Below are 21,995 nucleotides of genomic sequence, written 5' to 3' on the forward strand. Positions count from 1 at the left end.
TCATAGGTCGAACATGGACAGTGAAAGCTATCATTGCTCGAAGGGAATCGAGTCTGAAAAAGCAATTGTTTCGGACGTTGAGGAATATGGATGTCACTTATGCTACATACCATCGGATGGATACCTGCCGAGCTTTGCTTACACGATCGGTTTACATAAGACTTATGGTCATCCAGAAGTGATTGTATTTGGCCTTTCCAAAGAACTTCTATGCTATATTTTGAATCATGTTCATGAAGCGGTAAAGCAAGGAAATAGCTTTGTAGCCCAGAATCAATATGATGAATTCTTGGAAGGCTACACGGTTAAGCTTATCGAGGTTGCGAAAGAACATTACAGGGATTATGTGGGTTTTGGGGGATGGTATTATAAGGCTTTTGATTTCCCACTGCTACAAGTCGTCTGGCCCGATAAAATGTCAGTATGGCCATGGGAGGAGAGCTTCAACAAAGATTGGAAGTTTCTTCAACCGCTATTAGATAGAAATATCGATTTCAAGTTTTACGAACCTCGAAATCTAGGTGTTTACACAACTCAACAAGTTATCGATGGTGAGCCTGTTGTGATGGTCTACCATAATGAAGATGGCTCATGGGAGTTTCATAGCAAGTATGATGTTGGTGAGGGTGATGAGGCCAAACTTGTTTGCCTAGAGGAACTTGTAGCGATGGACCCTACTCTTAACGAGATTCATTACTTAGGGTATAGATCTTATGCGACTAGAGAAGGGGTGGAGCATAGTTGGTCAATTCACACTTAGCTTTTGGCACTAATTTGATTTGCTTCTGATCATGAGCCACAATGTATCGTGTTAGTGATTCTCCCCCCCCGCTCGCTCCGCTCGACAAACTCTGTTTCCCAGTTTTGAAATATAATGATGAATATCGCTTCGAATAGGGCTTCACCCTTAAAAACAGAGTTTGTCGAGCGGAGCGAGCGGGGGGGATGTTTTCCAGCTTAGGTTTAATTTGCTTAAAATATTGCTTTTTAGCACTAGGCTATGAATACTCTAGGAAGTATTCTCGAAGAATTTGATTTCCCAGATTTCTATCGAGCAAAATTGGAGTTTGGTGATCTAACTATTAGGGGCACAAAAATAGAACAAGGTAGCAATGCTACCTTGCGTATGAAGTTATCCTTTTTTGCGAGGACGCTTCGCAGGCATTTTTACTGCACGTAAGAAATTGTCATGGAGCTTAATGACTCCAACCGTGTCTTCATCGATGTCGATGTAGATCGAGAAAGACTTCTCCGAATCGATTCGTTTGATAGAGAATTTGTAGATGCTAAGAAAGTTCTTTTTCATAGAAATACTCCTGGTAAAAATTTAGATGAGAGAGGCTTGCTCTCACCGTTGCTGGAGCAAGGAAATCGATTTATGTTGAAAGGGATGCTGTGGAATTTAGCTGATTGCCAAGAGAAGCATAGTATCCAAGAATTTCCTGATAGCGGTTCGAATGCCAGTCTGGTACTGAAATTTGGTTCGGAGTCAGTGGGGTACATGCTATGAGTCGGGTAATGTAATATAATATGGAAACTTTCTTGACGGACGAACAAAATGGGAGGTAAAGGTAAATGAGCTGAATCACAGTCACCCTGTTTTGATAATGAATTTTAGCTATGTGTCTGTCAGTTTGATCAGGTCGGGTCTAAATTTTTACATCTTACATCAACCGCCAATGCCGCCTTTCTTGGATGGTGTAGTTTGTCTTTTGGTCGAGTATGTATTTATTTATATTTATTAGACTAATTGTTTCTTCGAAATCGAGCTATAGGTGTAGTTTTAGTACCGAACGATTTACATGGGAATGTACGATTTCTTTGTCCGATTTTTGACCTTTCTACCTTCGAGAGTGATCCTTCAATTGAGAAACAATTTTTACTTCTAAGCTGCTTGTTTGTTTGATGTTGGTTCTCTCGTATATGGGTGCAGAATTTCTAATGCCTTTTGAGTTTCTAAAAAGATTGAGTGTAGTGATTTAATCGTTTGAAGATTCTTTCGTAAGAAGTCATCTTCGAGCATATCTTCTCTAGTTCTTGTGAGATCTAGGAAGTTTTCTGCGATCTGCTTATCTTGAAATTCCATTTTGTTACCCTTGGTATTAAACTCTTCACAAAAGACCATTTCAAAATTTTTTAGAGATTTCAGTTCTACCCGGAAAGATGAGTCAAAATTAAATAGTGTATGGAATTGTTTATCCCTCGCCGAGCCGATTCTCTTCCTATAGTCTTCAAGGTCCACAAAGCTCGTTTTGTACGAAGGTATATTCATCGCCTTAAAGTTCTTTTCGAGATCCAAATGCTTATCTACTGTAAGCCAGTAAACTATCGGCTTTAGGTCACAAATTGCGTAGATTAGTTTTAAAAAATAGATGCTATCTGAAGTGAAGTTATAACTAATTTTTAATAGTCTATTATAATCCTCGGGGCTAATGGTAGTATCTTTCAAGAAACTAGAGTAAGTCTGAATTTCTTGTTCCATCCAGCTATTTAGTTGTCCTAATATAGATCCTTTTCTATCAATTTGATCAAGATTGATTTCCCTTCTGGAACTTCGTTGTAAGTCTTTTACAGCTTTGACTACATTCTTTTTGAGGTTGTCAGGCTTTTCCTTTATGTGGTTTTCTATCAACTTCATGATTGTTTCTGTGTTTGGAGTTAGGGTATTTGTTAGTATCCTTTTCCCTTTTATAGTTATTTTTTCTACTCCTTCTTCGAAAGCAATTTCTGAAAACTTTTTTATTCCGTTTAATTTTGCTTTTGGAGTTTGTCGAAAGTATGGCTTTCCTACTAGAATAAAAGGCATGTCTCCTAGGGCTCTAATTTGATCATCGATTACCTCAGTTAGTCCATTACTCAGAGAACTGGCTAGCTCTCCTGTTTTTACTTCCTCTAATGGCCTAGAAAGACTTTGTATTCGATTTTTCTCGCTTAACTTCACAATATCAAATCCAGATTTTGAAACAACTAGATGAAGTTCATTTTGTGTGGTCTTGCACTTAAGCATTGCACGTTGAAATATACCATTTTTTATTATTTGAGGTGAGTTACCATCTTGCAGGTATTTTCTTACGGCCTTTGAAACCAGATCGATTTTTTTAATTACTTTTTCCATCAGCAGCTTCCTCATTGCTAGCGTATTTGTCGAAGGTTGAAAACTCTACGCCTAAAACTTCGAATACAAGTTTTTGAAGTTTTGTAAGTACTGGGTCCCATCCGTACCCTGAAATAAACCCGATCACTATCAAAGAGTATTGGGAAGCACTGCTACTAGTTGATTCACCACTTAAAGCAATTAGGCCCGTATGTATCAAAGAAAATATAAAGAATGAAAGTATGCTCCCCAACAACGGGCAAAGAAAATAACCGAGAAGGTGCTTGTTGTCTAATTTAGACGTTACTTGAAAATGAAAAATGGCTTGTATTCCTAGCGAAGCTGAGCCAAGGAGAGAGCTTAACAAGAGGGTTAAGAAAGGTTTCATATTATCAAGGTGTTCGGCTGATACATTGCTTAACCAGAAATTTCTGACAGTGATCAGGTCGAATAGCAGATACAATGCTGATAAAGCATAAATTATGATGTAGATTAGCGCTACAAGATACATTATTGACGGTTCCTATCAACTAAAGCCAGGTAGGAATAACTTTCGGGGAGAGGTTATAAATGTTTAGCTTTTATCAGCTAATCATGTTTAAGCATCTAAAATTATAGGTTTGAATCAATGATTTTTGTATAAGTAAACTTCATTACCCGAACAGACAAAACTGACAATTTTAGATTTGTCAGTTTTGTCTGCTCATCAAATAAGCTCTAAAATCGCTTCAATAACTTTAGCAACCTGCTCACGTTGCTCAGGCTCAAGCAAATCAAGGTGATTCTTAGTTTTCTGTAGACGCCATCCTTATCCTCCTTTGATCCTTCAGAAGAACTCTCAACTTGATCAAAAGCCCAACCTAATATCTCAGCAGGATTAATCCCGAGTGCCTTAGCTGCTTGGTAAAACATAGATATACGCGGATCTCTAACATTACCGGATTCAAGGCGAGCAATGGATGACTGTGGTTTACCCATACGAGAACTCATCTCACAGTGGTATCAATGAATCTCGCCTATTGGCAAAGACCTTCTTACATCATACCACCCATGCGCCAACACAGATCAACCTTGTTATAAAACCAGACCATTGGAGCCTAAGCTAGGCCTTGTTGCTCAACCTAGCAAAGATCTCGCCCATTTTTTTCTGCCCAAGTTGAGTCAATGCCTTCTCGTAAGTTTTAAACCCATTAAGTTCAGACTCAAGTTGCTTAATCTGATCATTCAATCGAGTCTTCTTATCCAGCATGTTCTGTTTATCCTGAGATAGTTGTTTAAGCCCGCCGGATAAAAATTTTTCGACTTCAGCGAGGGTCTCAGATTTATCTAATTTATCACGATAGAATTGAATACTTCTCATTTTTTCCCTTCCTGTATATGTTTATTAAGTGTTTCTTAGAGCCTTGCATTCGTCTGACTCAGAACGTAATGCATGTACTATTGCGATGTAATTTAAGTAGCCGAAAGTTCTGTCAGTGGAATGAGGGTTTCTTCTTTTGCATTCATGTAGTGATCTCTTTCTTCGTTAGGTTTGCTTCCAGAATATTTAATCTACCAGTCGTTTAAGCCGCTCAACGGATTCCTTCTTCAACTCAAAGCCAGAATAATAGCGATAGGTCACCTCATAATGATTCCCTAACTGCTGGGCCACTTCATGAATAGATGCACCTTTATGAAGTAACCAAATCGCATGGCAATGCCTTAAGCAATGAAAGTTAAGAAGCTTGATCTTATCTCCATCTCCGAAAGTCGTCTCGCAAGCCTTTCGAATGACTCTCGCAAAAGTGCGAAGCCGAATCTTGTATCTATCTTCAAAAGGGATAGCAGCCCACTTCCGTAGATCGTCTTCGATGATATCGGGATAAAAGATATCCCTGCTTGTTCCGGTCTTGGTGGATGTCATTTTGAATGAACCATCACCATGCTGCTCATCCGACATTTGTCCGTCCACTTCCAGAACGTTATTACGATGAATATGGTGTCGCTCTAGATAGAAAATCTCCCCTAATCGAAGTCCGGTATAAAAGGCAATTCTGGCGAGGAGCCTGTCATCTTCTTTCGGTATGTTGACGAGCATAGTTTTAAACTCGTCCTCATTGAGGTAGCGAACTTTCTCTCTTATCCTGAGATGGTTTTGAGAAATTTTGGGGCGGCCAAGCCACATTAAAATTGAATTGAGCCAGGTAATGCGTCGTCTTAGCTTTTTCGGATCGTCCGACAGAGATTCTTCTAGATAGTCCTCAAGATCTTCTAGGTCGCAGGTGTCTAATGGGTGCATTCCTGCGGCTTCAGCGGCTAAGATAAGATCCCTATAGGACTCGTCTGGTCTCTTCATGTTTCTCTTTCGGCGGCGGGTATACTTGTCCTCCCACAGCTTTTCAACAAGCTGAATGTTCTTCGTCATGAACGGAGCTTTTTTCTTTTTCTTATCCCTAATGGCATACTGCTGTTTGAGAATCTCTTTGAGTTTTTCTTTGGTATGCTCGTGATCGACAGTACCGTCTCGGTACAGTTGGTTGGCTAGTTTGATCTCGGGGAGGGAAAGAGTCTTCCACCTGTTGTCGGTATCTGGGCTTTTATACCTTATTCGGAAGCCGGTTGTTCCATGTGGGGATTCGATTCGGAATTCGGTTTTGAGATGATACTCTTTTGACACAATGCCCTCTCAGCGTGAATAGTCTTGAGATCGGCATATATAGTCTTGGGATTAATATCCTTTCCATCGATTTTTTTCGACAGAGAGGCAATATTGCGGGCTGATTTGTAGATTTCGAGGCTTTCCAGCTGATCCATAGGCATTCTCAGCGGTTATTTTTCTAACCGGCAAATTAAAAAGCGTCTAACCGGCAACTTTCTGCTATTCACTTGTAAGTACCTGAAATTCGAGTAAAAGATGGTGGGATGACAGGGACTCGAACCCCGGACCAGCCGGTTATGAGCCGGCTGCTCTAACCAACTGAGCTATCATCCCCCAATTGGAAGCCCAAAACTAGCAAAAGATTTGGGCTGAGACAATGAAAAAGTGAGGCTTAACTCTCAATAAAGGCCCGTAATTTCTTACTTCTTGACGGGTGACGTAGCTTGCGGAGAGCTTTGGCTTCAATCTGCCGGATACGCTCCCGTGTTACATCGAAGTTTTGGCCGACTTCTTCCAAGGTATGGTCGCTGCGTTCGCCGATTCCAAAGCGCATCCGTAAGACCTTTTCTTCCCTTGGGGTTAATGTGGCAAGCGCCTTGGTCGTCTGCTCCTCGAGGCTTCCCGAAATCACAGATTCTGATGGGGAGTGCTGCGTCTTGTCTTCTAGGAAGTCACCAATGTGGTTGTCCTCTTCCTCACCGATCGGGGTTTCTAAGGAAATCGGCTCGATGGCGATTTTGAGGACCTTGCGGACCTTGTCTACTGACATATCCATTCGTGCTGCAATCTCTTCAGGAGTCGGCTCGCGGCCCATCTCTTGAACGAGGTAACGGCTAGTACGGATCAGCTTGTTGATGGTCTCAATCATATGAACAGGGATACGGATCGTCCGTGCCTGGTCGGCAATAGCGCGGGTGATGGCCTGACGAATCCACCATGTAGCATAAGTCGAGAACTTGTAACCACGGCGGTACTCAAACTTTTCTACAGCTTTCATCAAACCGATGTTGCCTTCCTGAATCAGATCGAGGAACTGCAAGCCGCGGTTGGTGTATTTTTTAGCAATGGAAACCACGAGCCTTAGGTTGGCTTCCACCAATTCTTTCTTAGCTGCTTCTGCAGATCGTTGCATCGCCGCTAAACCAGAATAGTGGGAAAGAAGGTTAGCCGGCTCCATCTCGGTTTCCTTCTTCACCCTGTCGAGGGTTTCAAGGGCTGCGGAAACGTTGCGAAGCACTCGCTGCCACTCCCGATCGGTAGCTGTTCCATAAGGAACGCCGGGGTTTGCGTTGATGTGATTGATCAGATCATCGCGGCTACAACCCATACGCTTCGCGTAGTAGGCGATATCTTGCTCGGCTTCTCGCAAGGAGTTGGAGTATTCTGCAAGAGTTTCGATCACGCCGATCATCAACTTGCGGTTGATGTTGAGGTCTTTTAAAATCTCAAATACCCGCTCGCCTTGCTCTTGGGCTGTGGGGGCGTTGGAGTTCATGAATTCTTCGTACTTATCATACTCGCCAAGAAACTCTTCGGTCGTCTTCTTGAGCTTATCCGCGTGAGCCTCTTCATTGGAAGACGCTTCGTCATCGTCAAAACCTTTGATAAAACCCTTCATCCGGATTTCACCAGCCACAAACTTGCGCGCGGCGTCGACAATGGCTTCGCGACCCATCTGCAACTGAAGAAGGTGGCTCAAGATGCGGTTTTCTTCAGCTTCAATCTTTTTCGCAATGACCACTTCGCCTTCACGAGACAAAAGGGCGACGCTTCCCATTTTTCGAAGATAAATCCGAACAGGATCGTTCGACTTGCCAAAATCTTCTGCCTTAGCTTCTTTTTTCACTGGCTCTCGAATGGTGACCTCCTCGTCAGAATCGCTACTCTTGGTCCGCTTTGCGGCCGGTTGATCTGAGTCGCTACTGTCCGGCTTTGTGGGATCATCGTCATCATCATCCAGATCGTCGAACGTTTTGAGTGAATCATCTTCTAAAAGTATGGCGCTGTCAGGATCGGATTTTGAGTCGTCGATCTCATCTTTCACCGTGTCTTGAAGGGCGACGCCCTTGGACTTTAAATCGATCAATATTGCCTGAATCATCTCAGGGCTTTGATATTCTTCTGGGATGGCCTCGCTCACGTCTTTGAATGTGAGTGTGCCTTTTTTATCAAGCTCATTTTCGAGTTGCTGCACCACGGAATTCTTAGTTTGCCCTGCCTTGCCTGTGAGAGCCTTCGCTTTTCCGATCACCTGCTGCGCTGCGCTGTCCTCGCCTTCGGCTGCCGTTGCGCTGGCCTTCTTCGCCGTTGCCTTCTTCACTGAAGCCTTTTTTGCAGATTTCTTTTTTGCAGTCGTTGTTGCCGCTGCTTTTTTGGTAGTTTTGCTTGCAGACTTCTTCTTGGCTGCCTTTTTGGCAGTTTTGGCTTTAGACGATTCTTTGGCCTTGCTGGCAGATTTTTTCTTAGTAGCCATAGGCAGATAGTCTCTCCGAAAATGAATTTTGGTGGTCTCTTTGGAAGAAAAAAAATGCTCGGGATCTAACCAAGCAAGTATACATTCAGTGAACGCACCCTAATATGTATATCGGGTCGGTTAGAAAAAAGCAAGATTTTGTCATTTAAATAAGCTAGCATCCTACCTCTCAAGAGAACGAATTTCACCATTTAATTTCGAGATCGCTGATAAAATTTCAGTTTGCTGCTGAATATCTGCGTCGTCTAGGCGTTTTTTGAGGATTGAAACGGTTTCCTGTAGCTGCTTTTGCCTAAGTGACTTGCCTAGTCGTTGAATGAGGCTCTGGCGATTTTCTGCCTGAAAGGCAGACTCCTTTTCATGGAAGTTTTTCATCAGATTGATGGCTGCCAACTCGGATGATGTATGCCATGATGATATGTCTTGCTTTGCGGGAGAGATGCCTTTTTTCAGGCATTTCAGGAACTCATGACAAAGATCTACCCACAAGGGTTCAAGTTCCAATTCAACCGCGAGCAAGCTTTCAATCTCGCTTAAGACAACCTGCTCTGGCTGGGAGTAGTAAACATGGCCCAGAAAGTCATATTCAATGTTTGTTAGCTTGCGAGTGTAGGCAGCTCTGATAGCTTCCTGCTTAGGTTTAGGAGCTTCCACAGGCTTAGGTTTGGGCTGCGCTGAGGCACCTTTCGGTCGGGCAATCATAATCTGTTGGATGGACTCACGGTCGACGCCGGTGAGATGAGACACCTTGTTTATGAGAAATGATCGTCGCACCGGATCGCGCACGCTTTTGAGCCAGGGGATGATATCTGCTTGGATCAAGTCGGGTATGGCTAAGTCATGAGCATCGCCGACCTTGCTAACGATAGCAAAATCTAGCAGGTCCCGAGCTTCGCCTAGACAAGCTTCAAATGCATCAGGGCCTTGCCGACGAACAAATGAGTCAGGGTCGTCCTTTGCAGCTAAGCGCACGACTTTGAATTGGGTTTTAGGAAGTTCTATGGCATTGCTTACCGTTCTTAAACTAGCATTTTTGCCAGCTTGGTCCCCATCGAAAATAAGATAAACCGTTTCTGTTAGATTTGACAGACGCTGCATATGATGGGGGGTTAGAGACGTGCCTAAACATGCTACCGTCTCGCCGAAACCATGATTCCAAAGCTGCAAGGCATCCATGTAGCCTTCGACAACCACGGCTCGCTTGTTCTTGCGAATATGCTCTTTGGCGCGATCCAGCCCGTATAGGACATGGGATTTATCAAATAAGGGTGTCTCCCGGCTGTTCTTGTATTTCGCTGGGTCATCGCCCATGGTTCGTCCGCCGTAGGCGATGAGGCGACCGTGGTGATCCTTAATGGGGATCATTAAGCGATGGCGGAAAAAGTCGTATGTTTTAAGGTCTCGTTGAGACTGGGTCGCAACCGAAGCCGTAGTAGCGTCTTTGAGGCTAAAACCTTTCTTAAGCAGAGCCGAAACCAAGCCCATGGCCTGGTCAGGAGCGTAGCCAAAGCCAAATTTCTCGATAGCCTCATCAGAGAAGCCTCTTTTGTGAAGGTAAGTTCTCACCTGGGAGCCCTGGTGCTCCAAATGGTGCTGAAAATAAGCTTGTGCCGTTTTTAGAATGCGATACAAGTTGGTGGCCTGCTGTCGGCTTTCTTGGGCCTTACGAGAGTCTTCAAGCTCGGGTGCTTCGATGCCGTATTTTTCAGCGAGGTATTTCAAGGCTTCGATAAATGACAGGCCTTGAGTATGGCGGACATATTCGATGGCGTCACCGCGGGCTTGGCAGCCAAAGCAGAAATAGTGGTCATCGAAAATTGTGAAGCTCGGGGATTTTTCCTGATGGAAGGGGCAGAGCCCCACCTGACGCCCGCTCCGCGTGCTAAGTTGGATCGACTCGCCGATCAAGCTAGCTAAGGGAACTTTGTCCAGAATTCTGCGTTTGGCAACATCGACTGACATGGGTGCCTCACGGGAGCGGGTTGTTTAACATCGAAAGAACTTGGAAACGGCGAGAGGGCTAGGCACCCATTCGCCTAATGCGTTTGGCGGCGCGTTTGCGAGCGGCAGCAGCCTTACGCTTACGTCGAACAGACGGCTTCTCGTATGACTCACCCTTACGGACATCAGCCATAACACCGGCATTCTCGATTTGTTTCTTAAACTTACGCAACATCAATTCGATGGGCTCCTCGCCTCGAAGGAAGATTCCTGGCATGTTTTTACTCTCCAAAAGGCCTGATGGCCTGATTAGTTTTATTTAGTTGAAACCTTTTTTCAGGAGACGGCTGGCAAAGCGGTCTCCGTACTTGCACAGATTCCCGATATTGGACAGGAGCGTATAAGCTGCAAACTGCCCTGAATCATCGGCAGCTACAGCACCGATAACCCTGTGTTTACGGGGAAACTGACAAAGGTTGCGGGGATCACCTTCATGATCGAATCGTTTGATTTCCGCTTTCGCGACCAAGTCGAGTCCGCTTTTGGACTTCGATGTGACATACCCCTCACCCAACTTTGTCTTCACCTCCTCGATGAGTTGGGAGACCGGTATATTAGTTCCTTTTCGATAGAAGGCAATGCCAAAATAGGGGGTCGCCATGTTTTTCTCAAGATCGATCAGGTAATAGATTTTTATGCCGTCATAAAGGCCTTGGTTCTCGCCCCCATAGCTACATGAGGCTGAGGGAAAATAGTTGGTTACAGATTTAGACTGCCGGTGCCAGTAGACCTGACCAAGGTAGGGGTTTACCTGCACTTCCATCTTCTTTTTAGTTTGAACTTTGAGTCCGCGAAGCAATGAGCGTTTTGAGGTCTGCTTCAGAGGAATATACGAACGTGGATCGTTACCAAACAGTAGGAATTGGGGGTCGAGATGACGACCAAAGGTTTGCCCTAGAGACTCGCAGTCGAAGTTACCAATGTCGTTGTTGTCAGACTTGTCTTCCTTGCTGCTCGACGGTTTGACTTCGCGATTACTGTTGAGGCCAACCCCGGCAAAAAATATTCTACCTTCGTCGACCCTAAAAGGTAGGCTCTCGTCTGGCTGAAAGAGAAATGACTGATATTTCTCCTTACACTCTTTCAATGCGACAGGCAGATAGTCGCGATCGTCCTTGTAAGCACGAATGGCGTTCCGCTTGCAGTCTGTAAGGATAGATACGGCAGGGTGGCGCTCGCGACAGCGGCTGGCGGCTTGTTTGAGAAACCGAACTTGATGGCGCTTGCTCTTGAGTTTCTTCGCTTCAGCGACAGCGGCCTTCCTGCATGACCTGTATGACTTATTGGATGAGGTGCGAGTCGGCTTCTCCTGGCGAATTTTAGACTTTTGTGCCAGGCTGGGCGTCGCTAATGAGCAGAAAAGCCATAGAATAGCGAGCGTTATCATAGTAATTTGCATTCTCATCATCTTCATCTAAAACATTAGTTTATGGAAATGCCAAATTCTGATATTAACCGACACTGTCACCGAGCCTCGGTAAGGAGAATTCTATCATGCCTTCTTTTGATATTGTAAGCGAAGTTGACCTGCAAGAAGTTGACAATGCTATCAACCAAGCTGCAAGAGAACTTGGCAACCGTTTCGATTTCAAAGGCGGAAGTTCGAGCGTGGCCTTCGATCGTGAGGCAAAAAAGATTAAAATTGTCGCAGATGACGATATGAAGTTGCGTAGCATTCACCAAATCGTCGAACAGAAGATGGTGAAGCGTGCGATCGACATCCGAGCCCTGAACTATGGTGATGAGCAGCAAGCTTCTGGCCAGCAGATTCGCCAAGAGGTGAGTCTGATTTCAGGACTTGAAAAGGACGTCGCGAAAAAAATCATCAAGATTATCAAAGATTCTAAGCTGAAAGTTCAGGCTCAGATCCAGGATGATCAAGTGCGTGTCACCAGTAAGAAAATTGATGACCTTCAAAGTGTCATCAAAACGTTAAAAGAACAAGAAGTGGGCCTACCCCTTCAATTCGTGAATATGCGGAGTTAATGCATGGGTTTTAAGTGTGGTATCGTTGGGCTTCCCAACGTCGGTAAATCTACGATTTTCAATGCGCTGACGGCAGCTGGTGCGGCTTCAGCAAACTATCCTTTTTGTACCATCGATCCCAATGTAGGGCGCGTTGATGTTCCTGATCCGCGCTTGCAGACGCTCGACAAGTATGTGAAGTCTCAAAAGATCGTGCCAGCGAGCATGGAGTTTGTGGACATCGCAGGCCTCGTGCGCGGTGCTGCCAGTGGCGAAGGTCTGGGCAATCAATTTTTGGGCCACATTCGTCAAACCGATGCTATTGCTCATGTGGTTCGATGCTTTGACTCTGGTGATATCACCCACGTAGAAGGTAGTGTCGATCCAATCCGTGATATCGAAATTATTGAAACCGAGTTGGTCTTGGCGGATTTGCAAACTGTCGAGAACGCTCAGACGCGGTACGAAAAGCTTAAGAAAACAAACAAGAAAGAGATCCCTCTGATTCTTGAGATGCTCGACGCGCTTAATGCTCACCTTCAGCAATCAGTTCCTGCGCGATCGTTTGATGTCGAGCCTTTTGTTGGTGATGAGGTATTGGTTGCGGATGCATACAGAGACCTCCACCTGATTACAGGTAAGAAGGTACTCTATGTTTGTAATGTCGATGAGGATATGGCAGATGGCTCTGTTGACAACGAGCACACAAAGCGTGTGAAGGAGCGAGCAGCCAGTGAAGGAGCTGCTGCAACTTTGATCTGTGGTAAGATCGAAGAAGAGTTGAGCCAGCTTGAGCCTGAAGATAAACAAGAAATGATTCAAGATCTAGGTATGTCCGAAGCGGGATTGAATCGCTTGATTCGCTCTGGCTACGAATTACTAGGGCTTCAAACTTACTTTACTGCTGGCGAAAAGGAAATTCGAGCCTGGACTATCCGTAAAGGGGATAAGGCTCCCGTTGCCGCAGGTAAGATCCACTCTGACTTTGAACGTGGCTTTATCTGTGCCGAAGTTTATGCGATTCCAGATCTAGAGTCTGTCGGCCAACGATCGAAGTTGAAGGAGAATGGCTTGATTCGTCAGGAAGGTCGTGACTATGTCGTGGTCGATGGCGATGTGATCGAGTTCCGGTTCAATGTTTGATCCAAAAGGCGGCCTGCTCGCAGCGCCGCTTGCCTTAAATCTTTCTTTTGAAGGTCAGGGTGATTTGTTTTATATATCCTGGTCTCCAGCGCAAAGTAAGTTCTATCTTTCTCACAAAGGCAACAAGCTTCCCGAAGCTTGGAACTTTACTGGTGGGATGCTGAGCGACTCTAAAACAAATATTAAAACTATGTTTCAAACCAAAGCCTGGTGGCAGAAACCAAGTTTTCCTAGCGAAGGACTATGGGTCTACCTAGGTAGAAGTACTTGTCATGGAGTTACTCTTGAAGGGCCTGCTTTTTTTGGTCACGGGAAACGTATTCTAGGTGCGGTGAGTCTAGGTCCGGCTTCACTGCAATCATCCATCTTAGCTCTTTCGGAATCGAGTGAAGGAGCTAGCATTACCAATATTTGGGACCCTCGCCCAATGGGAGTGGCTTTCATTCGGCAAGTCTTTTCTCTCGATGACGATGACCGTAATATCATTGAGTGCCGGGAGTTTTCAATGTTTGAAGGATCTTTGTTAATATACCTTCGAATGGCTTATCCCGATGCCTACTTTGAATTAAAAGAGCTTCCTCAAGATAAATCTTATCTTGTTTACTGGAAAAGGCTTTGTCAGAATCTTGGGGTTCGTTGCGGCAAGGCCTCGCGATGGGTTGATCGAGAGGCAGTGCCCCTCGATGCCAAGAGGCTATCGTCAGACTTCTTCCCCGCAGATCTGAGTCATCTTTCATCGGTTCAAGCCGCGATTCCTGAGACCTTAGTCAAGCTTTGGTCTTGTTCGTGAAACGTTCTAGGAATGTGCTGTGACTTGGGTTCCTCCAAATCTCGGCAAAGACGTTTAGCTCCCGTTTCAATGAATCGTGATGTTCGTGCTCCGGGTAAAGCATTTTCTTTTGCCCTGCCAAACCTTCGGGTGATTGCCTTGCAAAGTGATGGGCCCATTCAACGCAAGTGCTCTCAAGCTGATTATGGTCAGGAACGACTTGGTGAAACAGCCCTGCAATCTGCGCATCGTCTGCAGATACTGTTTGGTTCAAAAGTAGCCATCCGGTAGCACGACTGAGGCCGACCAACTCTTTCAGCAAGGTGCTACCGCCATAGCCGGTAGCGAGGCCGACTTGGGTTTGTTTAAAATGCAGGCTAGATCGAGATGTGGCGATTCTAATGTCAGCGCCTAGGGTAAACTCGATGCCACCGCCAATGGCTTGACCATCGACAGCCATGATCACAGGGATGGGGAGTTTTCGAAAGCCTTGGGCTAAATTTTGAAACATCTCTCCATAGGCAAAGGCTGCCGACTTGCTATCCAGTGCTGCTAATTCCTTAAGGTCACCACCGGCAATCCAGATCGGTCCACGACTCGTTTCCACTGTTTCTGCTGTGACGACTAAGGCGCGAACTTGCTTATCAAGTCGCAGTTGATTTTTCAGGTCTTCAAGTAGGCTTAGAAGCTCTTTGCCAAGACTGGGACCTAGTGCATTGAAACGCTCTGGTCTTTGAATGCGCCATTTTATATAATAGTCATGAGATGATTTGATAACATGCACGCCGAAACACCCTCTTCTTGTCGGGATAGACAGGATTAAAAAGGCTTTTCCCGGACATTTTCGTATCCAAGCCTTTGGAATTAGGATACATTACGTCGAATGTTTTGCTGTTTTAGCGGTGCCTAAATGTGGAAAGCAAGTGGTTTTTGAAGTTTGGAAAGCAAGAAAAGTAAAAACAAAGTCCGATCTAAGGTTTTAAATCGTCTCTCCGTTCCTAACGTTATCATCGTTGGGGGTACAGCATCCGGTAAGTCTACAGTGGGTTATCAACTAGCCAAGGTGCTTGAACTTGGAGTCGTAGATATTGACGACGAGATTGAGCGCGTGGCTGCGAAGCCCATTCATGAGATCTTCCGAGATGAAGGGGAGGTTGGCTTTCGCGACCAGGAATCGGCTATAATAAAGTCACTCACGCCCATCCGAAATCACGTGATTATCACCGGCGCAGGAGCTATCGAGCGTGATGAGAACTGGGAGACCCTAGGTCGACTCGGGCCTATCGTATGGCTTGCCACTCCGGCGGCCGAGGTGGCTCGCCGGCTTGTCATGAAACACGATGAACTGTCAAAGCGTCCTCTCTTAGCGGAAGCCGTACGGATCGAAGATCGTGTTGAGCGGGAAAAGTATCTGACAGCCAAGCTTGATGAAATGATGGAGCGCCGTCGTCATCGCTACGAGGGTGCAGAACTCACACTTAGCTGTAGCTATGTCACCGCGGAAACTTGTGCCCAGTTTATTAAGTCGATGTTGCTAGATAATAAATTGAATGACGATAAAGCCCGCTAGGTGTCAATTGCGCCGTCAACAGCCCAAGCGAGCCATCTTTCCGGGTTTCTTCGGCTTAGACAAGCTTAATCTTCTTGACCTTAGGATGGCGATCGGCCAGGTCCCATGTGAGTGCCAAAGAGGTAGTTGGTGCAGATAGAGCTAGAAAAAAAAATCTTGCCCTTTATTCAGAGTCTGTCTCTTAAGACTCTGGCGACAATTTTTGCCATTACATTTATCTTGTCTACGATTCTCTCTATGGGGATTGCCTATGTCTTGATGCCCACTGACATGAAGCCTCGCCGGGTTAAGGTGCCGCGTGGTTCCGTGGCTCCTGAAAACCGTGGGCTCAGCAAGGAAGATCAGAAAATCATTCTCGAAAGAAATATTTTTAATAGCGAGGGCACCCTCGGCGATGAGGTTGCGCCAACGACGGACTCAAAACGAAGACCAACGGGAACTCTGGTGAAGTCGGATCTACCACTGAAAGTGAGAGGCTTGATTTTCGCTGGTGATCCATACAATGGCTTAGCCCTGCTTGAGGATACTCAAAGGCGACGTACAAAATCCTATGTTGTTGGTGACACGGTCGTCAATAATGCCAAACTCGTCGAGATTTACGAAGACCGTGTAATTTTTGATCGTGGTGGGCAGCGGGAATATCTCGAAGTCGATCCTTTTGAAATTGTTAGGTCCCGACGAAAAGCTAGCAGCCGTGGTGGAACGTCTCGTCGTGTGTCTCGGATTGCCACCCGACCACCAGCGGAAGCTTACAAGGAAGATGGCTTCGAGCGAAAGGGAACCGAGATCAAACTGAGCGAAGAGTTCAAACGTAACCTTCTAACTCCCGATAACATGGCTAAGATTCTTCAAGATGCCAAAGCAGAACCCAATATGGTGAACGGTGAGCTTAAGGGGTTTCGCCTGACCAGAATTCGAGAAAATTCGGTCTACGAGAAGGCTGGCTTTCAAAACAATGACATTGTAGAGGAAATCAATGGTATCCCTCTTCGTGATGCTGCCGGTGCCATTCGAATGCTTCAGCAGCTGAAGAACGCCAAGGAGATTGATGTTCGTATCAATCGCGGTGGTGCGATCGAAGACATGAATATCACGATTCAGTAGGAAGGCCGTGGTTGAGCTAAAAGAAAAAATCTTAGTTTACTGGAAGAATAATGAAGACCTCGGTCGTCGCTTGGCTGAGGTTGGGGCACGGTCAGGGGTCGTTCTATTCCTCTCTTATATGGCTGCATCTACGGTGTCATCATTCCTTATTGGCTTTATTTCAGGGCCCGCGATTCAGCCCATTCGTTCAGTCGGTCTACAGGCCGACCGCCCTGATGTTCGTAAGACATTGAATTATCGCCAAGTACGAAAGGATGTTGTAAAACGCAACATTTTCAATTCCACTGGGGAGCTTCCAGATGAATCAGACCCATCGGCGAATCAAGAACGCCCCATGGCGGAGTTTAACGTCAACGACAAGTGTAATAAGTCCTCTCTGCCTCTGGAGTTAGTAGGTATTATATACAGTGCCAATCCAGCCAGTGCATTGGCGAGCGTCAAGGAAAAAGGTTACAACATCGCTGATATCTACAGGGCAGGTGATCCCATTCTGGGCCATGAAGCAGCCAATGTTTACGCGGTACAACCATCTCGGCTTGTGATTAATAATAATGGCGTCAAGGAATGTCTGGAAATTAAAAGCCAAAAGGGGCGTTCCTTTTCAAGTAGCCCAACGCGAACGACCACTGAACCAGTTAAGTCCGACCCACCTCCCTCCGATGACTTAGCCACGGTCCAACTCGAAAGCTCATTTGTTGAAGAATCCTTGGGGCCCGGGTTTGCCAAGATTTTAGAGTCGGGTCGCTTAGTTCCTTATAATCGAGATGGAAGTATGATCGGCTTTAAGTTGATAGGGGTAAAAGCAAAGTCCTTGTGGAAAAAGGCGGGTTTGAATAGTGGTGATGTCATCACTTCAGTGAACGGGGTTAGTATGGCGCAGCCTGATAAGGGCTTTGAGTTTTATACAGCCCTGCAAAACGAGCGAGAGATTCGGGTTGAATATTTGAAGAAGGGTAAGTCTCCTTCAAATATTAGCATTGAAATAAAGTAGGGTTGACGATAGGTTTCGATCCGGCAAGGAAGATTATGAGAAGGGCAAAGACATTGAGGGGATTCGGGGAAGTGAGCGTTATAAAAATCGCTGTTTTGATTTTTACGTTGAGTCTTGGCTTTCAGGTTTTCGCTCAAGGACAAGATAGACCGGGAGCCGATGGCGTGCCCGAAGGGCAGGAACTGGTGAGCATCGACTTTCCAGAGCCAACGGACATTAAGGATATTATCCGGGCTGTGGCCCTGTGGACAGGAAAGAATGTCATACTTGGCAAGGGTGTCAATGGCAAGGTTCAGATGATTTCGCCGCGGAAGGTGACCAAAGAGGAAGCCTATCAAGCATTTCTTTCCGCATTGAACGTCCTTGGCTTGACCACAGTAGAAACTGGCAAGGTCATCAAAATTTTGCCAACTCGCAATGCCCTCAAGGGTAACCTTAGAATCTATCAAGGTACGTCGTGGGCACCTCGCACCGATAAGCTCATCACGCAGATTGTGCCCTTGAAATACATTGATGCCAAGCAGATACAAACGACCCTATCGCGCATCGTTTCGACCAACTCGATGATCGCTTACCAGCCGACCAATACCCTGATCATTAGTGACACTGGCTACAAAGTGCGACGGATTTTGCAAATTGTAGAGCTTCTCGATGTTGCTGGTCAGCAGCCTAAGGTCGCTCTTGTACCTATTCGCTATGGTGATGCTAAGAGCATTTCATCGAAGGTATCAGAGATTTTGAAAGCGTCAGCGGGTTCGGGTAGTAAGAAGGGTAAGGCTCAATTCCGTACCTATAAAATCACTGTTGATGAACGCTCGAACTCAGTGGTTATATTTGGGCCGCCTAGAACCATCCAAGACGTGAAAGATTTGGTTCGAAAATTTGACTTCCCCATCGATGATCCTTCGAACCAAGCGGCCATACGCGTAAGATTCCTAGATTATGCGGACGCAAAGAAGTTGGCGACAACCTTGTCATCCTTAGCTCAAGGAGCTAATGACCGTAGCCGCAGTCGAACCATTGGCCGCGTGCGTCGAACCACGAGAAGCACCAATACCAAAAACGAAGATAACTCCTCGGCCCCTGTCGCGGATCTTGGCGATAACGTGAAGATTACCGCAGACGAAAGCTCGAACTCTCTATTGATTACTGGTAGCCGTGCGGCATACGAGACTATCAACTCTATCGTTCGTAAACTGGATCGTCGTCGAGCCCAGGTTTACGTGGAAGCTGATATTCTAGATGTCAATCTCTCAAACAATCTAAACTTTGGTACCTCGATCTTATTCGGTAAAGCGAGCGATGGCACGGTGCAATCCTACGGTTGGCAAGGTAAGAATATGGCCCCCATCATCGCAGCAGGGGATGGCGAAAATACCTCCTTAGATATCGCAGCGAAGCAGGGGATTGCTGAAGCCTTGGGTCGAGACTTCACCATTGGAGTCTTAGCGGCGCAAACGGTGGAAATTCCAGGGATTGGTGACGTTCGACCTGGTGGCCTAATCTCGATGCTAAAGGCAGATGGTAACACGAGAGTTCTCGCGTCACCTCACCTCCTAACCTCAAATAATGAGACAGCTAAAATCGTTGTCGGTAGTAAAATCTTTTATAAGACAGCAAAAACCAGCGCGACCATAGGTGCAGGAGCGATTGAAGATGTTAAGGATGTAGATGCTGATCTTAGCCTTGAAATGAAGCCCAACGTCGCCCACTCCGGCAACTATGTGACCTTGAAACTTGATCTGGAGGCCAACGAGGGCAGCATCGATGCCAATACCAATTTGCCAAATATCAGCAAAAGGCAAACATCGCAGCTGGTCACAGTTAAAAATGGCCAGACGGCCGTTATTTCTGGTCTCGTTAAGCGAAGGGAAGAGGAAAGCTTCCAGAAGATTCCTCTGCTTGGAGATATTCCCATCCTAGGCTGGTTATTTAGAAATTCTACAATCAGCAAAGCGACTACGAGCTTGATGATCTTTTTGACTCCTCATGTGGTTTTCGGTGCGAACGACCTCGCAGCAATCTACGAGAAGAAAGTCGAGCAACGGGATGAGCTCCTCCGCTCAGCATTTGGCTTTGATGAGGACGATGCCTTCTATCGGGCTCTGCCCACGAAAAAAGATGGCGTTTACCAGGCGGATGCCCAGGATGCGATGGAAGAAGAGCAGAGACGCCAGTTTTTAAAAGACCTTCAAGAAGAAATGGGTGTTGGCGAAGGTGGTGACGAGCGGCAGGACGATGCTCCTACCAGAGAAGAGCTAGAGACACCAACTCCTGTGCCTGTGCCTCTTGATAGCGATGGCGGCGATGGTGGTGAGGCTCGCTTATCGCCGGCTGAGATCGATCCTCCAGAGCCGGTTGATCCTCCTGAAGACCCAATAATTCCAGACGATCAAGATTAACGAGAGGGACTCATGTCCGACGATCATAACGAAGAAAACGAAAAGTCAGAGGGTCTTTCGGTGCCGAAGTGGACAAGTCTACCAACAGTAGACTTTCGTAGTCTTCAGCATAAGACGCTTGGCCAGATTCTCATCGAAACCGATCGGATCAATGAAAAGCAGTTGGTCGAAGCGCTAAATCACCAGCAAGAAGAGAATAACTACCGGAAGCTCGGGGAAGTGCTTGTAGAGAAGGAGTATGTGAGCGAAGAGGAGATGCTTAAGGCATTGGCGCTACAGCTTGACCTCCCATATTACGACCGACTTCCGATCAATGATATCGACCCTGCACTCGTTGATAGTATTCCAATTCAGTTTTGCCGGGATAATAAGATTCTGCCCATTGCTCGTGACGACTTCAATGTCACGGTTGTGGTGTCAGACCCACTGAATATTTATCCCCTGGATGATCTACGCCTGATCCTATCAACCAATATTAATATGATCGTTAGCCCTCCGGGTGTTATCGAGAATAGTATCAACCGTGTTTTTGAGCGAGCGAACGATGCCTCGCAAAAAGTGTTGGACGAACTAAATGTCGGAGAGATGGGGGCGGACGAGGATCTTGAAGAAACCCGTGACTTGCTTGAATCTACCGATGATGAAAAGCCGATCATCCGCTTGGTGAATAGTATCCTTGCCCGAGCTGTGAAAGAACGAGCTTCAGATATTCACATTGAGCCGTTGGAAAATGAAGTTTTGGTTCGTTTTAGAATTGACGGCATGTTGCAGGATAAAACGTCCATTCCAAAGCGTCATGCGGGCTCCTTGGCTTCCCGTATTAAGATCATTGGTAAGCTTAATATTGCTGAGAAACGGGTTCCTCAGGATGGCCGGATTCCTATTAAAGTCGCTGGTAAGGATATCGACGTTCGTCTTTCAGTACTGCCGGTATCATTCGGCGAGCGGGTCGTGATGCGTCTTCTCGATAAGTCTGCTGGTGGTAAGCGACTCGATCAGATGGGCCTCGAAAACCAGATGTACAATCAGTTGTGTGACTTGGTTGAACAGAAACACGGTATCGTTCTTGTTACAGGGCCTACTGGTTCTGGTAAGAGTACCTTGCTCTATGCATCGCTAATGCACATCAACACCACAGACATCAACATTCTTACAATCGAAGACCCGGTGGAATACCAGGTTTCTGGAATTGGTCAGATCGAGGTAAAAGAAAAGATCGGGATGACCTTTGCTAGCGGTCTGCGGTCTATCCTTCGACAAGACCCCGATGTGATCATGATTGGTGAGATTCGAGACAGTGAAACGGCGAAGATCGCGGTACAAGCCTCGATCACTGGTCACTTAGTTTTGTCTACCGTCCATACCAATGATACGGCTTCCACAGTAACAAGATTCTTGGACTTCGGTGTTCAACCCTTCCAGCTGTCTTCGGCGGTGCTTGGGATCGTCGCGACCAGGCTTCTTAGAAAACTATGTGCTCATTGCCACGAAGCATACACCCCCAGTGATGAAGAACTTCATATCCTTGGGGTCACCCGTGAAAGTATTGAAGGTAAAACCATCTACCGAGCCGGACCTGGTTGCGAAAAGTGCTTCGGCATTGGTTATTTTGGCCGAGTAGGTGTTTACGAGCTGCTACAGTTCGATGATGAAATTCGAAATTTGATCCTTAAGACACAAGATTCCAAGTCAATTAAGAAGCTTGCTGTAGAAAAGGGGATGGTAACTCTCCGTGATTCCGCTTTGCAAAAGGTGGTTAATGGAGAAACCTCGTTGGAAGAAGCGATTCGGAAAACTCAAGTGGACGATATTGAGATGGATGTCGGCGCAGAAAAGGGGTCCTAA

20 protein-coding genes, 1 tRNA gene and 1 pseudogene are annotated in these 21,995 nt (G+C 46.0%); 9 read left to right on the forward strand and 13 right to left on the reverse strand.

Going from position 1 to position 21,995, the window contains the following annotated elements:
• Positions 1–13 precede the first annotated feature (13 nt).
• Positions 14–760, forward strand: coding sequence for a DUF4262 domain-containing protein (locus B9N89_RS03340; RefSeq protein ID WP_132315376.1), 747 nt, complete (start codon positions 14–16; stop codon positions 758–760).
• A 372-nt stretch (positions 761–1,132) separates the two neighbouring features.
• Here B9N89_RS03340 and B9N89_RS31220 read toward each other — a convergent pair whose 3' ends face one another.
• The 12 genes and pseudogenes from B9N89_RS31220 to B9N89_RS03390 all read right to left on the reverse strand — a co-directional run bounded on the left by B9N89_RS31220 (position 1,133) and on the right by B9N89_RS03390 (position 11,605).
• Positions 1,133–1,306, reverse strand: a complete 174-nt coding sequence (locus tag B9N89_RS31220; protein WP_159455113.1) for a hypothetical protein — start codon at positions 1,304–1,306, stop codon at positions 1,133–1,135.
• Between the two features lie 579 nt (positions 1,307–1,885).
• Positions 1,886–3,115, reverse strand: a complete 1,230-nt coding sequence (locus B9N89_RS03345) for a hypothetical protein (protein ID WP_132315374.1) — start codon at positions 3,113–3,115, stop codon at positions 1,886–1,888.
• Positions 3,099–3,605: a hypothetical protein gene (locus B9N89_RS03350; protein WP_132315372.1), complete on the reverse strand. Its 507-nt coding sequence runs from the start codon at positions 3,603–3,605 to the stop codon at positions 3,099–3,101. The genes B9N89_RS03345 and B9N89_RS03350 overlap by 17 nt, the downstream gene beginning before the upstream one ends.
• Before the next feature lie 206 nt (positions 3,606–3,811).
• On the reverse strand, positions 3,812–4,084 hold the full coding sequence (locus B9N89_RS03355; protein ID WP_132315370.1) for a helix-turn-helix domain-containing protein: 273 nt from the start codon (positions 4,082–4,084) through the stop codon (positions 3,812–3,814).
• A gap of 112 nt (positions 4,085–4,196) precedes the next feature.
• On the reverse strand, positions 4,197–4,454 hold the full coding sequence (locus B9N89_RS03360) for a hypothetical protein (RefSeq protein WP_132315368.1): 258 nt from the start codon (positions 4,452–4,454) through the stop codon (positions 4,197–4,199).
• A gap of 186 nt (positions 4,455–4,640) precedes the next feature.
• Positions 4,641–5,750, reverse strand: coding sequence for a tyrosine-type recombinase/integrase (locus tag B9N89_RS03365; protein ID WP_132315366.1), 1,110 nt, complete (start codon positions 5,748–5,750; stop codon positions 4,641–4,643).
• A gap of 238 nt (positions 5,751–5,988) precedes the next feature.
• Positions 5,989–6,065, reverse strand: a tRNA-Ile gene (locus B9N89_RS03370).
• A 58-nt stretch (positions 6,066–6,123) separates the two neighbouring features.
• Positions 6,124–7,509 (reverse strand): RNA polymerase sigma factor RpoD, encoded by a 1,386-nt coding sequence (rpoD, locus tag B9N89_RS32255; protein WP_412535397.1) that lies wholly within the window; start codon positions 7,507–7,509, stop codon positions 6,124–6,126.
• Positions 7,486–8,205 (reverse strand): annotated as a pseudogene (locus B9N89_RS32370) (hypothetical protein); the annotation flags it as partial. The gene rpoD and the pseudogene B9N89_RS32370, both read right to left, overlap by 24 nt.
• A gap of 162 nt (positions 8,206–8,367) precedes the next feature.
• Positions 8,368–10,167, reverse strand: coding sequence for a DNA primase (gene dnaG / locus B9N89_RS03380; protein ID WP_132315362.1), 1,800 nt, complete (start codon positions 10,165–10,167; stop codon positions 8,368–8,370).
• A 58-nt stretch (positions 10,168–10,225) separates the two neighbouring features.
• On the reverse strand, positions 10,226–10,423 hold the full coding sequence (gene rpsU / locus B9N89_RS03385) for a 30S ribosomal protein S21 (RefSeq protein WP_132315360.1): 198 nt from the start codon (positions 10,421–10,423) through the stop codon (positions 10,226–10,228).
• 42 nt (positions 10,424–10,465) lie between these two features.
• Positions 10,466–11,605 carry a hypothetical protein gene (locus tag B9N89_RS03390; protein WP_132315358.1) on the reverse strand — a complete coding sequence of 380 codons (1,140 nt, stop codon included), beginning with the start codon at positions 11,603–11,605 and terminating at the stop codon, positions 10,466–10,468.
• Positions 11,606–11,700: 95 nt separating this feature from the next.
• On the opposite strand from B9N89_RS03390, the gene B9N89_RS03395 reads away from it, so the two are divergent.
• From B9N89_RS03395 to B9N89_RS03405, 3 genes are read left to right on the forward strand one after another with little or no spacing between them, the layout of a single operon-like run.
• Positions 11,701–12,192: a YajQ family cyclic di-GMP-binding protein gene (locus B9N89_RS03395; RefSeq protein ID WP_132315356.1), complete on the forward strand. Its 492-nt coding sequence runs from the start codon at positions 11,701–11,703 to the stop codon at positions 12,190–12,192.
• 3 nt (positions 12,193–12,195) lie between these two features.
• Complete coding sequence (gene ychF / locus B9N89_RS03400) at positions 12,196–13,314, forward strand: redox-regulated ATPase YchF (protein ID WP_132315354.1); 1,119 nt, start codon at positions 12,196–12,198, stop codon at positions 13,312–13,314.
• A complete protein-coding gene (locus tag B9N89_RS03405; protein ID WP_132315352.1) occupies positions 13,307–14,104 on the forward strand; it encodes a hypothetical protein in 798 nt (265 codons plus the stop codon). Before ychF ends, B9N89_RS03405 begins: the two co-directional genes overlap by 8 nt.
• On the opposite strand, the gene B9N89_RS03410 is transcribed toward B9N89_RS03405, so the two are convergent.
• The gene (locus tag B9N89_RS03410) at positions 14,082–14,867 is read right to left on the reverse strand and encodes an enoyl-CoA hydratase/isomerase family protein (RefSeq protein WP_159455115.1); all 786 of its coding nucleotides are present in this window, start codon (positions 14,865–14,867) and stop codon (positions 14,082–14,084) included. The two genes, B9N89_RS03405 and B9N89_RS03410, sit on opposite strands and share 23 nt — an antisense overlap.
• A gap of 153 nt (positions 14,868–15,020) precedes the next feature.
• Here B9N89_RS03410 and B9N89_RS03415 point away from each other — a divergent pair, with 153 nt between their 5' ends.
• The 5 genes from B9N89_RS03415 (at position 15,021) to gspE (ending at position 21,995) form a co-directional block, all read left to right on the forward strand.
• Entirely contained in the window at positions 15,021–15,653 is a 633-nt protein-coding gene (locus B9N89_RS03415; protein ID WP_132315348.1) for a shikimate kinase, read from the forward strand.
• A 156-nt stretch (positions 15,654–15,809) separates the two neighbouring features.
• Complete coding sequence (gspC, locus tag B9N89_RS03420) at positions 15,810–16,757, forward strand: type II secretion system protein GspC (protein ID WP_132315346.1); 948 nt, start codon at positions 15,810–15,812, stop codon at positions 16,755–16,757.
• A 7-nt stretch (positions 16,758–16,764) separates the two neighbouring features.
• On the forward strand, positions 16,765–17,748 hold the full coding sequence (locus B9N89_RS03425) for a type II secretion system protein N (RefSeq protein ID WP_132315344.1): 984 nt from the start codon (positions 16,765–16,767) through the stop codon (positions 17,746–17,748).
• A gap of 71 nt (positions 17,749–17,819) precedes the next feature.
• Positions 17,820–20,150 (forward strand): type II secretion system secretin GspD, encoded by a 2,331-nt coding sequence (gene gspD / locus B9N89_RS03430; protein WP_159455116.1) that lies wholly within the window; start codon positions 17,820–17,822, stop codon positions 20,148–20,150.
• Positions 20,151–20,162: 12 nt separating this feature from the next.
• Entirely contained in the window at positions 20,163–21,995 is a 1,833-nt protein-coding gene (gspE, locus tag B9N89_RS03435; protein ID WP_132315340.1) for a type II secretion system ATPase GspE, read from the forward strand.

The organism is Pseudobacteriovorax antillogorgiicola, assembly GCF_900177345.1.
Classification (GTDB): Bacteria; Bdellovibrionota_B; Oligoflexia; order Oligoflexales; family Oligoflexaceae; genus Pseudobacteriovorax; species Pseudobacteriovorax antillogorgiicola.

What these genes read in the sequence shown, in the direction of transcription:
- B9N89_RS03340 (WP_132315376.1), top strand. Translation starts at nt 14, where the DNA reads ATGGACAGTGAAAGCTATCATTGCTCGAAGGGAATCGAGTCTGAAAAA.
- B9N89_RS31220 (WP_159455113.1), bottom strand. Translation starts at nt 1,306, where the DNA reads ATGAAAAAGAACTTTCTTAGCATCTACAAATTCTCTATCAAACGAATC.
- B9N89_RS03345 (WP_132315374.1), bottom strand. Translation starts at nt 3,115, where the DNA reads ATGGAAAAAGTAATTAAAAAAATCGATCTGGTTTCAAAGGCCGTAAGA.
- B9N89_RS03350 (WP_132315372.1), bottom strand. Translation starts at nt 3,605, where the DNA reads ATGTATCTTGTAGCGCTAATCTACATCATAATTTATGCTTTATCAGCA.
- B9N89_RS03355 (WP_132315370.1), bottom strand. Translation starts at nt 4,084, where the DNA reads ATGAGTTCTCGTATGGGTAAACCACAGTCATCCATTGCTCGCCTTGAA.
- B9N89_RS03360 (WP_132315368.1), bottom strand. Translation starts at nt 4,454, where the DNA reads ATGAGAAGTATTCAATTCTATCGTGATAAATTAGATAAATCTGAGACC.
- rpoD (WP_412535397.1), bottom strand. Translation starts at nt 7,509, where the DNA reads ATGGGAAGCGTCGCCCTTTTGTCTCGTGAAGGCGAAGTGGTCATTGCG.
- dnaG (WP_132315362.1), bottom strand. Translation starts at nt 10,167, where the DNA reads ATGTCAGTCGATGTTGCCAAACGCAGAATTCTGGACAAAGTTCCCTTA.
- rpsU (WP_132315360.1), bottom strand. Translation starts at nt 10,423, where the DNA reads ATGCCAGGAATCTTCCTTCGAGGCGAGGAGCCCATCGAATTGATGTTG.
- B9N89_RS03390 (WP_132315358.1), bottom strand. Translation starts at nt 11,605, where the DNA reads ATGCAAATTACTATGATAACGCTCGCTATTCTATGGCTTTTCTGCTCA.
- B9N89_RS03395 (WP_132315356.1), top strand. Translation starts at nt 11,701, where the DNA reads ATGCCTTCTTTTGATATTGTAAGCGAAGTTGACCTGCAAGAAGTTGAC.
- ychF (WP_132315354.1), top strand. Translation starts at nt 12,196, where the DNA reads ATGGGTTTTAAGTGTGGTATCGTTGGGCTTCCCAACGTCGGTAAATCT.
- B9N89_RS03405 (WP_132315352.1), top strand. Translation starts at nt 13,307, where the DNA reads ATGTTTGATCCAAAAGGCGGCCTGCTCGCAGCGCCGCTTGCCTTAAAT.
- gspE (WP_132315340.1), top strand. Translation starts at nt 20,163, where the DNA reads ATGTCCGACGATCATAACGAAGAAAACGAAAAGTCAGAGGGTCTTTCG.